The 12,749-nt window shown below is 60.7% G+C and carries 13 protein-coding genes; 4 read left to right on the top strand and 9 right to left on the bottom strand.

Annotation, left to right across the window (positions count from 1 at the left end; translation table 11 throughout):
- Positions 1–15: 15 nt before the first annotated feature.
- On the bottom strand, positions 16–711 hold the full coding sequence (locus FB466_RS06475; protein ID WP_141917000.1) for a phosphocholine cytidylyltransferase family protein: 696 nt from the start codon (positions 709–711) through the stop codon (positions 16–18).
- 231 nt (positions 712–942) lie between these two features.
- Here FB466_RS06475 and FB466_RS13955 point away from each other — a divergent pair, with 231 nt between their 5' ends.
- From FB466_RS13955 to FB466_RS06460, 3 genes are read left to right on the top strand one after another with little or no spacing between them, the layout of a single operon-like run.
- Positions 943–3,384 carry an ATP-binding cassette domain-containing protein gene (locus FB466_RS13955; RefSeq protein ID WP_342777448.1) on the top strand — a complete coding sequence of 814 codons (2,442 nt, stop codon included), beginning with the start codon at positions 943–945 and terminating at the stop codon, positions 3,382–3,384.
- Positions 3,360–4,934 (top strand): hypothetical protein, encoded by a 1,575-nt coding sequence (locus tag FB466_RS06465; protein WP_141916998.1) that lies wholly within the window; start codon positions 3,360–3,362, stop codon positions 4,932–4,934. The genes FB466_RS13955 and FB466_RS06465 overlap by 25 nt, the downstream gene beginning before the upstream one ends.
- Positions 4,935–4,988: 54 nt before the next feature.
- Positions 4,989–5,279 (top strand): DUF3039 domain-containing protein, encoded by a 291-nt coding sequence (locus FB466_RS06460; protein ID WP_141916996.1) that lies wholly within the window; start codon positions 4,989–4,991, stop codon positions 5,277–5,279.
- 59 nt (positions 5,280–5,338) lie between these two features.
- On the opposite strand, the gene FB466_RS06455 is transcribed toward FB466_RS06460, so the two are convergent.
- The 5 genes from FB466_RS06455 to xseA all read right to left on the bottom strand — a co-directional run bounded on the left by FB466_RS06455 (position 5,339) and on the right by xseA (position 9,617).
- Entirely contained in the window at positions 5,339–6,739 is a 1,401-nt protein-coding gene (locus tag FB466_RS06455) for a class II fumarate hydratase (protein ID WP_141916994.1), read from the bottom strand.
- Positions 6,740–6,813: 74 nt separating this feature from the next.
- On the bottom strand, positions 6,814–7,434 hold the full coding sequence (locus FB466_RS06450; protein WP_141917862.1) for a carbonic anhydrase: 621 nt from the start codon (positions 7,432–7,434) through the stop codon (positions 6,814–6,816).
- A gap of 48 nt (positions 7,435–7,482) precedes the next feature.
- A complete protein-coding gene (locus tag FB466_RS06445) occupies positions 7,483–8,127 on the bottom strand; it encodes a DUF4245 domain-containing protein (protein WP_141916992.1) in 645 nt (214 codons plus the stop codon).
- On the bottom strand, positions 8,124–8,351 hold the full coding sequence (locus FB466_RS06440) for an exodeoxyribonuclease VII small subunit (RefSeq protein WP_141916990.1): 228 nt from the start codon (positions 8,349–8,351) through the stop codon (positions 8,124–8,126). The genes FB466_RS06445 and FB466_RS06440 overlap by 4 nt, the downstream gene beginning before the upstream one ends.
- Before the next feature lie 21 nt (positions 8,352–8,372).
- Positions 8,373–9,617, bottom strand: coding sequence for an exodeoxyribonuclease VII large subunit (gene xseA / locus FB466_RS06435; RefSeq protein WP_141916988.1), 1,245 nt, complete (start codon positions 9,615–9,617; stop codon positions 8,373–8,375).
- Positions 9,618–9,727: 110 nt separating this feature from the next.
- Here xseA and FB466_RS06430 point away from each other — a divergent pair, with 110 nt between their 5' ends.
- On the top strand, positions 9,728–10,762 hold the full coding sequence (locus tag FB466_RS06430; RefSeq protein ID WP_141917860.1) for a 4-hydroxy-3-methylbut-2-enyl diphosphate reductase: 1,035 nt from the start codon (positions 9,728–9,730) through the stop codon (positions 10,760–10,762).
- A gap of 65 nt (positions 10,763–10,827) precedes the next feature.
- Here the strand turns inward: FB466_RS06430 and FB466_RS06425 are convergent, their stop codons facing one another.
- From FB466_RS06425 to fbaA, 3 genes are read right to left on the bottom strand one after another with little or no spacing between them, the layout of a single operon-like run.
- On the bottom strand, positions 10,828–11,007 hold the full coding sequence (locus tag FB466_RS06425; protein WP_141916986.1) for a hypothetical protein: 180 nt from the start codon (positions 11,005–11,007) through the stop codon (positions 10,828–10,830).
- A complete protein-coding gene (locus FB466_RS06420) occupies positions 11,007–11,630 on the bottom strand; it encodes a DUF6264 family protein (protein ID WP_141916984.1) in 624 nt (207 codons plus the stop codon). Before FB466_RS06420 ends, FB466_RS06425 begins: the two co-directional genes overlap by 1 nt.
- Positions 11,631–11,637: 7 nt before the next feature.
- Positions 11,638–12,663, bottom strand: a complete 1,026-nt coding sequence (gene fbaA / locus FB466_RS06415) for a class II fructose-bisphosphate aldolase (protein ID WP_141916982.1) — start codon at positions 12,661–12,663, stop codon at positions 11,638–11,640.
- Positions 12,664–12,749: the final 86 nt, after the last annotated feature.

Here is a 12,749-nt window from a genome sequence, read left to right as displayed (position 1 = left end):
TGCGGCATTTCAGCCTTAGACGAAGAGGTTTGCCCTCTCGAGGTCTTCTGCGAAGTCCACCTCAACCGCGTACAGGTCAGAAATATCCATTGGTTCTAAAAGCACCCGGTCGTGCTCAATAGCCAACTCTAAACCACGTTCGAAGTAATCGTCGTTGCGCACGCGGCCCAAATGATGAATGAGTGCAGCCTTATCGCGTGACGAGATAAAGTTGATACCTACCGCTTCGCCCAGCGCGCCACGACGTACGGTCTTGGATAACTCGTTAATGAAGCCTTCGGCGGTAACGGTGTATTTAACCTCTTCATCGGAAACGGAGGAGGTGTTGACTGTGACCATGGACTGATCGCGGGCGATGATGCTGGCGGCACGGGTCAGGATAATGGGATCGAAGACGACGTCACCGTTCATCCAGAGAACTCCACCCTTACCCGAGGCTTTGAGCGCGCGTAACAGGCTCTTCGACGTGTTGGTTTGGTCGTACTGCTCGTTGTAGACGAAGCTCATCTCGGGGAAGCGGTCAACGATCTCCTCTGATCGGTACCCTACAACGGCCGTGACGGGGACGGACGGCCCAAAAGCCTCGTTGATGTTGTCCAGCTGTTGACGCATGATGGAGCGACCATCGTTCAACTCGGTCAGCGGCTTCGGGAGGGAGCGCCCAAGGCGGCTTCCCATTCCGGCGGCAAGTATGACTACCTGAAGGCTCACGTGTTTTCTCCAAAACTGGTTGCGGGGGGATTCTGCGCCGTCACAATAGGTAACAGCAAGACGACGAACAAATAAAGGCACTCCATCGTGTTCCTTAAACTGTAGCGAACATGGTGTCAGGATGCTGTTTTATTCTGTGACTGTAGTGAATTTGTGATAATTCTTGGGGGCGCTATTGGCGCGGAAGGTCACTTGTTCGCGTCGTCTCTAGAGCTTTGATAGATTTGCCTGGTGACCTCCGATTCTTCCGCCGCACCCCTCGGCGACACCAGTGCGCCCGAGGATAAAACGGACGATCGGGATGGCCAGAAATCAGCCGGTGAAGAGGTCTCCCTGGGCGAGACCTCCGGGTCCTCGGATACCCCAGAAACAGCGGAATCTGAAGCTGAACAGGCGGCAAAGAGGAGCCGATATCCGCGCAAGCGACCACAGCGTAGGGCTGGTGTGTCGGGGGAGACATCCGTAGTTGCCGAAGTCGATGTTTTAGCGAGCGCGACGGAGAGTGCGCACCGTGGGGGGAAGGCGAAATTGACGATGGAGTCCTCTATTGTCACAGACGGCTCCACACTCCCAGGAAATTCCAAGGAAAATTTATCCGGCGAGACCAGCCATGACGACGATGATCAGATATCTGATCTCGGGTCTGATGCTGTTGATGAGGAACCAATCCTCGTTGAGAACAATTCGGTGTCCACCGAAATGGACGACGATGCTGAGGGGGAGGATAGCCCCGAATTAGATGGTTCGATATCGCTCCCGGACAGTGGCACGGAAACTCAGAGTGCTCCCGTCGAAGAAGACTCTTCTTCTGAAAGCTCAGACCCGATTGATGTAGCTGCCGTTTTGGGGTCCACTTCCGATGATGGCGAAAGCGCTGCCGCGGAGGACTTGGACGATGACATAGAAGACACGGTTGCTGGTGTGTCGGTTGGTGTCGACCCGGGAGAGCTCACAACATCTGAGGGGCCGGAGACGCCTGACCCCACGGTGTCCGAACCGATGAGTTTAGAGCGGGTGGATTCAGAAGCTATACCTGCCGAGTCGTTCAGCGTTGCTGAAGTTGATATTGTGGCCCTTGACGACACAGACGATGGTTTTGTTGATGTGTTTACAGCGGTTCCTATGCCTCAGGGCAATCACGATGACGATGGCGATGACGAATTTGCCACACACGACAGTTCAGGGCTGCGCCAACCCTCAGCCGCGCTGACCGGACGCGAGGGCTTTTCGACGTCGGGTTCCTGTGACACGAGTGAGAGCGATGAGACAATCGTGCCTTCTCGTCACGACGCGAAGAAAGCCGAGTCTCTCGCCGACGAGGCTCCCGTACTTGACCCGCTTGAGGTGCTTTACGGATACTTTGACGAGTCGGCGACCTCTCGTTCTGCGGCCGAAAACTCACCGCAGGAATCCCTGCTCTCGCGTGTGGATGAGCACTCCTCCACGCGGCCACCCCAGGTGATTGCTGAGGATGTTCCCGCAGACCCACTTCCGGGTTCGACCGCACCACTCGGTTCCGCCGGAGCGGCCTCCGCTGGGTCGGCATTGTTTTTTACTGCACCCTCCAATGTAAGCCGGACTCGTGTGGATCAGATATCGGCACCCGCACCCGGTTCTGCCCCGATGCCCTCCAGCGCCACGGCCCCGGTGCCCTCAGCCGACCCCGTATCGGTGACTCAGCCCAACACGAACCGTCCGGTCACCCAGCCGATTGAGGAGACGCTTCCCAGTAGCTTTATCACTCGCACGGAACGGAGTGAAAATCTCCCCATTATCGTGACGAGCATTGAGGATGAGGTCGAGGAGTCGTTTGAATATACGACCTCGTCGCGACCTCGCACGGATCCTGATCGCACCGAGGTTCAGCCGAGTATTCAGCGGGCCCGTGAGCGCGCAGAGGCAACCGCAGGGCAGCCCGTTGTGCTGTCTACATTTGGGCTATCGAAGCGCTTCGGCTCCAGTATTGCCGTCGATAGTGTCAACCTGGAGATTCGCGCGGGTTCCTTCTACGGCTTTGTGGGTCCCAACGGTGCCGGTAAGACGACAACCCTGTCGATGGTAACGGGTCTGCTGCGGCCCACCTCGGGAACCATCATGATCTTGGGCACCGACATGTGGGCGAATTCGCCCGATGCCAAGCGACTGGTGGGTGCACTACCTGATCGCCTGCGGCTCTTTGACCGACTGACGGGTGCGCAGTTGCTGTACTACTCAGGAATTCTGCACGGGCTCGATGAACGGACCGTGACCCAGCGCGCCGCTGAGTTATCGAGCGCTCTAGGTTTGGAAACTGCTCTCGGACGGCTTGTTTCTGACTACTCTGCCGGCATGCAGAAGAAGATTGCCCTCGCTACAGCGATGATCCACTCGCCGCGCATCCTGGTGCTGGACGAGCCGTTCGAGTCGATTGACCCTGTGTCGGCGGCAACGGTGACCGAGCTGTTAGAGAAATTTGTGGCCGGAGGCGGTAGTGTGCTCATCTCTAGCCACAGTATGGAGCTCATCCAGCGGGTGTGTGACCACGTGGCCGTGATCGTGCAGGGCAACGTTGTTGCCGCAGGAACTGTCGATGACGTTCGCGGTGAGGGAACCCTCGAAAGCCGTTTCCTGGAGCTAACCGGACCCGACACGCGAACAGAAGGCCTGGAATGGTTGCACGGATTCTCCGACTAAAGCTGAGGATCCTGGCTAACTCGTTTCGACGAACGCGCCGTGGAAACCTCGCTTTTATCCTGTGGACCCTTGCGGGTGCGACCTCGGCTGCGGGTGCTGTGTGGGTAGCCGGCAACCTGCGCAATGTCCTCGTCGTGGATCTTCCACAGCTTCTGACAATTGGTGGTTCGCTACTCGTTGGGCTCAGCTTCATCATCCCAATCTTTTTGCGTGGTACCGCGCTTGACCCACGCCAGTTCGCGATGTATCCGGCCAGTCGCGGGCGAATCGCCACCGGCTTGTGGATGGCCGCACTCCTCAGCCTGCCCACCCTCATGCTGGTGGTTGCGCTGCTCGGGAGTCTTGTCATGTGGCTGGACGACTCGCTTGCGCTGACAATTGCGGCTATTTCGGTGCTTCTAGTTACCCTGGCTGCCGTGCTATCGGCGCGCATAGCGACCAGTATCGCCGCCTATATCTTTTCGTCGCGACGGGCCCGCGACGGGCTGAATGTCATTGCGGGGCTTCTCCTCCTGGGGATGCTGCCCCTGATTTTTGTGCTGACCACACTCAACTGGGCAACGGAGGGCAGGGCTTTTCTCACGGAGGTAGCGACAGTACTTGCCTGGACCCCGCTCGGGTCTGGATTTAGCGCTCCACTCGAGGCTGCTGTCGGTGAAACCACGGACGCTCTGATCCACTTGGGCATGAGTGCTGGCTACGTGGTGGTGCTGGCTGTGCTGTGGCGGCTCCTGGTTGGCTCCATGATGACCCGAATTTCCCGTCCCGCGCGCCCGGGTATTGTCCGCTCTGGACTGGGATGGTTTGACCGGCTGGTGCCGACTGTTGCTGGTGTGATCGGCGCGCGAAGTGTGACCTATTGGATCCGTGATCCCCGGTACCGGGTCTCTCTCGCCGTTATCCCATTTGTGCCGGTTGCTATGATCATCCCGTTGCTTGTTGCAGGGGCCGACGCCCGGTATATGGCTCTCATTCCGCTACCCGTTGCCTGCCTCTTCCTCTCGTGGTTTGTGCACAACGATGTGGCCTGGGATAGTACCGCCATCTGGACGCACGTCTCTGCCGCAACCCGGGGGATCGACGATCGTCGCGGTCGGCTGTTGCCCGTGCTTCTTCTTGGTGTTCCACTCGTGGTGATCGGTAGCACTGTCAGCGTGTATTTTTATGACGATTGGAGGGTTCTTCCCGCAACCATCGGCGTGAGCTCCTGTGTCCTCCTGGTGGGCAGCGGGGTGTCGAGCCTGTTCTCGGTGCTGCTGCCCTACGCCGCCACGCGGCCAGGGGACAGCCCCTTTGTGCAGCCGCAGTCTGCCGGTACGCGTGCGGGACTTTCGCAGCTGGCTAGCCTGCTCTGCACCCTTCTCCTGTCGAGCCCCGTCGCTGTCCTGGGGTGCATCGCTGTCTTCGATGATGAAAGCTACAATCTCTACACCATTGTCGGCGGATTCCTGTGGGGTCTTGTCGTGCTGCTGGTGGGTATCTTTGCCGGGGGAAAGCTTTTTGATCGTCGCGCCGCCGAACTCCTCACTGTCGCCCAGCTCTCCGACTAAACCGTTTGGGCAGTGGCCACAGTGTCATCAGGCGAAGGCTGTACACTACTGGCTATGGTTGTTCTACCTTCATCTCACAATCAACCCTCTCCACTTACGGGGGGCTCTACCGACGTCCTTGACCGGGAGCTCGAAGAGCTTCTGAACCAGGAGGGCATTGAGGAGGGTGATCATGAGCGATTCTCCCACTACGTGAAGAAGGATAAGATCCTCGAATCCGCCCTTACGGGTAAGCCCGTTCGGGCGTTGTGTGGCAAAAAATGGACTCCTGGTCGCGACCCCGAAAAGTTTCCGGTTTGTCCCGACTGTAAAAAGGTGTATGAGCGGATGCGTCCCGGCGAGTAGTTCGCGGTGCGCGAGTGAGGCCCCTGAGATCGTCTCGGGGGCCTCACGTCTGTGAGTGATTACAGGCCGGGGCCGGTCATCTTTGTCACATCGAGAGCGCTGTCTAGCTGCTCCTCGGTGACCTCACCGCGCTCCACATAGCCCAGGGCAACTACGGCCTCACGCACCGTGATTTTCTGGGCCACAGAGTACTTGGCGATTTTGGCCGCGGCCTCATACCCGATCACGCGGTTAAGCGGGGTGACGATCGAGGGGGATGACTCGGCCAGGGCCCGTGCGTGCTCCAGGTTGGCTGTCAGCCCGTCAACAGTTTTATCGGCCAGGACACGGCATGAGTTCGCCAGGAGACGAATTGACTCAAGCAAGGCCGTGCCCATGACGGGAATAGCCACGTTCAGCTCAAACAGCCCTGAGGCGCCACCCCAGGCAATTGTTGCGTCGTTGCCGATCACCCGGGCGGCGACCATCAGGACAGCCTCGGGGATAACCGGGTTGACCTTCCCTGGCATGATTGACGATCCGGGCTGCAGATCGGGGATATGGATCTCGCCGAGTCCGGTGTTAGGGCCGGACCCCATCCAGCGCAGATCATTGTTAATCTTGGTGAGGCTCACCGCGATCACCCGGAGGGCACCGGAGGCCTCTACGAGCGCATCACGGTTGGCCTGGGCTTCGAAGTGGTTACGGGTTTCCGTGATCGGGAGACCGCTCTCGGCGGCGAGTTTGGCGATGACTTTCTGGGGGAAACCGGTGGGTGTATTGATACCCGTTCCCACTGCGGTTCCGCCCAAGGGAACCTCGGCGACGCGGGGGAGAGCCGACTGGACTCGCTCGATGCCCAGGCGGATTTGTGCAGCATAACCGCCAAACTCCTGGCCCAGGGTGACCGGGGTGGCATCCATGAGGTGGGTGCGGCCGGACTTGACGGCATCCTTCCACAGGACGGCCTTCTTTTCGAGGGCAATCGCGAGGTGGTCGAGGGCCGGGATAAGGTCGTTAATGAGTGCACCCGTGACGGCGACGTGAACCGATGTAGGGAACACGTCGTTGGATGATTGCGAGGCATTGACGTGGTCATTGGGGTGCACGGGGGAGCCGAGTGCTTGCGTGGCGAGGGTGGACAATACCTCGTTCATGTTCATATTGGAGGAGGTTCCGCTGCCGGTCTGGTAGACGTCAATGGGGAATTGCTCGTCAAAGTCACCCGTGATGACCTGGTCGGCTGCCTGCGCGATGGCGTTCGCAATCGCGACCTCAATCACACCGAGCTCAGCGTTGGCCAGGGCCGCGGCCTTCTTAATACGGGCGAGGGCGGCGATCTGGGCAGATTCGAGGCCCGCCCCAGAAATGGGGAAGTTCTCGACGGCGCGCTGCGTCTGAGCGCTGTAGAGGGCAGTTCGAGGAACGCGCACCTCGCCCATGGTGTCGTGCTCTATGCGGTACTCGTGTGTGTCAACCACGCTGTGACGTCCTTACTGTCGGGGTGTGAATTGTGTGAGGGAAAGAGTCATGGGGTGTTGCCGTGGGCCGACACCTAGCTGTCGGTGTCAATTTGGCCGATGGCGACGCTGGGTTCCGCGCGACCTTCCAGTAGCCGATAATTGGCACCGACGATTCCGAGGGCGCCGTTGGCGACAGCCTCACTGATCAACTCTGACCCACGGAGGAGCTCGGCAACACAGCCACGCAGATGAAAACGGCCCACATCAAAGGCGTCGATCTTGTCGGGGTCAACGTAGGGCGTGCTGGGATTATCGCGCAACCAGACGGCCTGTACCGCAGGGATAATCGGCCGGATCTGGCCCGCGATCTTGGGGGGTAGGAGCGCCGGGTTTTTCCGCTGTGACTCAACGGCGGCGGTGACCGCGCCGCACTCATCGTGTGCGAGGACCACAATCAGTGAGATATCGAGTACCGCAACGGCGTACTCCAGCGAACCGATGACACTATCGGACACCACATGGCCCGCGTTCCGCACGACAAAAAGATCGCCGAGGCCCTTATCGAAGATGATCTCGGCGGCGAGACGGGAGTCGGAGCAACCGAAGAGCGCCGCGGTGGGGTTCTGGGATCGGTGGGTGGCGACCCGATGCTCAACATCCTGCCGTGGATGCTCGGGCGAGCCCTCCACAAAGCGATCATTCCCCGTTTTCATCTCCCGCCAGACCTCAGCAGGCGTGAGGCGTCTCCCCGTCGTCACGATCTAGCCCTCCTGCTGTGCGATGTGATCGGCAACGCTCTGTGCCAGAAGGTGAATATCTTCCAGTGGTGCCGTGCCGTAGACCACGTAGCTGCTGTCCTGCGCAACGGTGGTGAGGGCGTAGTCAACATTTCCCGTGTCGTCCCGGCTGTCCCTGTGGTCATAGACCGTCCAGGTGAAACCTCCGATCTGTTCGGTGCCCGTTGCGAGGGATCTTTCTAGCTGCGTTGCGACCCAGTTTTCGTTGGCGTTGAAACCCTGGCTAAGCGCGGCGAAGTTCTCCTCGGGGGTGACCCAGCCCACGTACCACGAGGTGACGTCGTCGGCCGAGGAGTGCCGCAGCTCGGCGATGTTGGCTTTCCAGCCATCGGGGAGTTCGGGAACAATGAGCGTCTGCTCAATACTCGGTTGAGAGTCGGCGGCCACCTGTACGTAATCAACATCGCGCTCGGCAGTGTAGTTACCCCGGGGAACAGCCAGCACGATGATAACGACGGCCGCCAGGCAGGCCAGCAGGGAGAGGACCAGGTTGTTGATGGTCTTGCGGGAGCGGTAGAGCCGTGAGTTTTCGGCTTTGCGGGCGGCGGTCTCAGCGGCGGTTTCTGGCCGGCCGAGCTCGGCGACAACGCGGGGTGGCTTGGTGCTCATTCGGCGTTCGCCTGGCTGTCCGCCCCAGTACGTGCGGCCTCAAGCCGTTTCTTTGCTCCGAGCAGCCACTCTTCGCAGCGGGTGGCGAGGGCTTCTCCGCGCTCCCACAGGGTGAGTGACTCTTCGAGAGTTGCTGTGCCCTGTTCGAGTTGGGAGACCACATCAACCAGTTGGTCGCGTGCCTCCTCATAGCTGAGAAGTGTAACGTCGTCGCCGGATGCCATACGGACCAGTGTACCCATTCTTTATGGGGTCGTGTCCGAACCAAAAACCGTTGTGGTTGGCCCCTCGGAGCGGGCGGCCAGCACCCCCTCGGGGAGAGTGACTCGTAGTTCCGAACCCACCGGGGCGTCCGCGGGGGTTCGGATGATCGTACCGACCGGGGCCTGCACGATTGCGTAGCCGCGGTCAAGCGTGGCGCGGGGTGAGAGTGCCCGAAGTTGGGACCGGAGTTCGGCAGTTGTGCCCTCCGCGCGTTCAAGGCCGCGCCGTGCCAACTCGGAGCCGCGAGCCACATAGCGGGTGATGTCCTCGGAGCGGGTAGTGACGATCCAGTCCCCCTCGGCGAGGACGGGGCGCGAGCGGATCTGATCGACTCGCACAATCTCGTGCGAGAGGTAGGTACTGAGCCTGCTCGTAAGGCGGGCGCGGGCCTGGGAAACGCGGGCCAGTTCTTCGGCAACGTCCGGTACCACGCGCTTAGCGGCATCCGTGGGGGTGGAGGCGCGTAGATCCGCGACGTCGTCAAGCAGGGGGCGGTCGGCCTCGTGGCCGATCGCGCTCACAAGCGGGGTGGTCGCGGCTGCCGCGGCGCGCACCACGCGCTCGTCGCTGAAGCCCAGGAGATTTTGGAAGTCGCCGCCCCCGCGGGCCACGATAATCACGTCAACCTCGGGGTCGGCATCCAGCTTGTGGATGGCGGCCGTGACTTCCCCGGGTACGCGGTCGCCCTGCACCGCCGCGTGCACCACACGGAATTGCACATCGGGCCAACGCAGCTGAGCGTTGCGGAGTACGTCTTTCTCGGCGTCTGAGTCTTTGCCTGTGATCAGGCCGATCATACGGGGAAGGAAGGGGAGCGGGTGTCTGCGTGAGGGGTCGAAGAGGCCCTCGCTTCTGAGCTGTGCGCGGAGGCGTTCTAATCGTTCCAGGAGATCGCCGAGGCCCACCTGCTTCATGGCGAAGACCTGCATGGTGAGCGATCCGCCCTTGACCCAGTAATTGGGTTTCACGAGGGCGACAACCCGGTCGCCCTGTCGAAATCCTTCGGCGGGGAGTTTGCTGCGCACGGAGGACCAGATCGTGAAGCCCACCGTGGCATCCTGGTCGAGATCTTTCAGCTTGCCGTAGACGTTGCCGGCCGACACACTCCACTGGGTGATCTCGCCCTCAACCCAGATAGTACCGAGGCGGTCAATGTAGTCGCGGATTTTTCCCGACATGACCGCGACGGGCCACGGATGCTCCGCAGAGGGGGCTGACTCGACCATTTCCGTTCACACTCCCACTTCTTCCTCAGAGGACTCGCACTACACTTGACGCCATGACTCTTGCGCACCACGACCAGCGCACCATCGGTGCTCCCGTCGTTAGTTTAGCGATGCCCCGCGTGCGCGGCGTTCGTAACCGACTGAAGGACATGCCCGTTGTGGGTGAAAAGAAGGTACTGCTCGCTGCCCCGCGTGGGTATTGCGCGGGTGTTGACCGCGCCGTTGTTGCCGTAGAGAAAGCGCTTGAACGCTACGGTGCACCGGTCTACGTGCGCAAGCAGATTGTGCATAACATCCACGTGGTCCGCACCCTCGAACGGATGGGCGCTATCTTTGTCGAGGAGGTTGACGAGGTCCCCGAGGGAGCCCACGTGGTCTTCTCCGCACACGGTGTTTCACCCGCCGTGGTTCAGGGTGCCGAAGACCGTGGTCTGCAAGCGATCGATGCCACGTGTCCTCTCGTAACGAAGGTGCACCGGGAGGCCGTGCGGTTTGCGCGGCAGGACATGGAGATCTTGCTGATTGGCCACGAGGGCCACGAAGAGGTCGAAGGCACCGCCGGTGAGGCCCCCAATCACGTGACGATCGTCAACTCGCCGGATGACGTCGAAGGTCTGGTCGTCAAAGATCCTCACAAGCTTGTCTGGCTCTCACAGACCACCCTCAGTGTGGACGAGACCATGGAGACCGTGCGTCGCCTGCGCACCCGGTTCCCCCACCTTCAGGATCCACCCAGTGATGACATCTGCTACGCCACGCAAAACCGTCAGGTGGCGATTAAAAAGGTAGCGAAGGATGCAGACCTCGTGATCGTGGTGGGCTCGGCTAACTCTTCGAATTCGGTGCGTCTCGTAGAGGTTGCCCTGGAGTACGGTGCCCGGGCCGCCTACCGAGTAGATTACGCCGACGAGGTTAAGCAGGAGTGGCTTGACGGTGTGAATACGGTCGGTGTGACCAGCGGAGCCTCTGTGCCTGAGGTGCTCGTGCAGGAGCTTCTGGACGACCTCGCCGAGGCCGGATACGGCACGGTCGAGGCCGTGGTCACGGCTGAGGAAGATCTTGTCTTCTCGCTGCCCAAAGAATTGCGTAAGGATGCCAGCGGTAACCGCGACGAGCGTGCGCTCGGCGGGCGTAACCGCTTATAACGTTAACGTTACGGCGGCGGTTGTCGGAGAGCTGGTTAGTTCGACACCGGACCGACTCTCCACGGTTAACCCGTTGAGATCTGGAGCGAGAGAAGGAGGCCGACCGCCCCCATTGACAGTGCTATGAGGCCGATGATGACTACCCAGGCGATCCCGCGCGCACTCGCTAGACGACCCAGCAGCCCGGAGCGACCACGATGATCATTGTTATCGTCACTGTAGGAGTCGAGTTCGGGATTCGTCATCAGGGTATTCCGTTGGTGAGGTAGTCCGTCAGCGTCGGGTCAGTGGTCATCACTTGGAGGATGGCTACCACGATGAGGACCATCGAGAGTACTCCACCGATGAGCGGAATATACCACGCGTGGCGTTTGCGCATCAGTAGCAGGATGGTGACTGCCGCGACAACCGCCCACAGCACAAACTGCGCGATGCGCCCGCCCTCGATGATGCCGTTAAACCCGTCAAACGGGGTGAATTCACCCAGCCCGTACTGGTCGTACGCGGTCTGGAACGCCGCGGACATGTCGCCGAGTGCCATTACAGCCGACTGTGCCCCGATCACGGAGAAGACCAGCAACAGAATTGATGTTGCCACGCTTACGAGCCCCGGACGACGGGGCCGGTCGGCCGAGAGGCCTTCCTCCGACGGCATCCCGCGACCCGAAGCGGTCCCCGGATCAGAGACCGGGCTGACCGGTACCGAGGGGGATGCCGCCGCATCGGATTCCGACAGATTACCGGATCGGTCCAACGCCTCCTGATGTGGCGACACCCAGCCCGGGGGAGCATACTCTCCGTATTGCGGCCGGGGCCGTTGATCGGGGGTGGAGCTCTCGGTGGGCTGAGCGTCGTCAGGGTGAGTCATACGGTGGTTACTTAATCGACTTTCCGGCCGAGCCCAGCTGCTGGGTGGCCTCGACCACGCGGGCGGCCATAGCCGACTCGGCAGCCTTGCCCCAGGCTCGAGGGTCGTACTGTTTCTTGTTTCCGACCTCACCATCCACCTTGAGAACGCCCTCATAGTTGGTGAGCATCCAGCCGGCAATATTGCGGGTAAAGGCATACTGCGTGTCCGTGTCGATGTTCATTTTGATGACGCCGTGAGCGACTGCCTCGGCGATTTCGGCATCTGTGGAGCCCGAGCCGCCGTGGAAGACGAGGTCGAGGGGGAGAGCAGCGGTGCCATACTTGGCGGCCAGACCGGCCTGGATCTCTTTGAGGAGTTCGGGGCGCAGCTTGACGTTTCCCGGCTTATAAACACCGTGTACATTACCAAAGGTAAGGGCGGCCATGTAACGGCCCTGCTCGCCGAAGCCGAGCGCCTCGACCGTCGCGATTGCGTCGTCGAGAGTGGTGTACAGGTTGTCGTTGATGTCGTGGCTCACGCCATCCTCTTCGCCGCCGACGACGCCGATTTCAACCTCCAGTACGGAGTTGATGGCGTGCAGACGGGGGAGAAGTTTCTGGGCGATCTCCAGGTTCTCGACCAGGGGAACCGCCGAACCATCCCACATATGCGACTGGAAGATCGGCTCGCCGCCGGCCTTCACCCGGGCCTCACTAGCCTCGATCAGCGGCATCACGAAACCGTCGAGGGCATCCTTGGGGCAGTGGTCGGTGTGCAGCGCGACCGTGACGGGGTATGCCTTGGCCACCTCATGTGCGTAAGCCGCAAAGGCGAGTGCGCCGCCAGCGCGGTTCTTAACGGTGTGTCCTGCCCAGTAATCTGCCCCTCCCGTGGTCACCTGGATGATGCCGTCCGAACCAGCCTCGGCAAATCCCTGCAGTACGGCGTTGAGCGTCTGGGAGCTGGACACGTTGACCGCGGGGAACGCGAATCCAGACGTCTTAGCGGTGTCAAGCATCTGCGCGTACTGGTCGGGTGTGGCGATGGGCATACCGATTCTCCTTAACGAAAGTGGGCGAGGCGCGAGCAGCGGATGCTCGGCTCGTGCGCCCCAGTCTAGTGAAGTTTTTCTGGAAT

This window comes from Klugiella xanthotipulae (assembly GCF_006716695.1).
GTDB classification, from domain to species: Bacteria; Actinomycetota; Actinomycetes; order Actinomycetales; family Microbacteriaceae; genus Klugiella; species Klugiella xanthotipulae.
The sequence above is the reverse complement of the archived record's forward strand: the minus strand, read 5'-3'. Positions and strand labels throughout refer to the sequence as shown.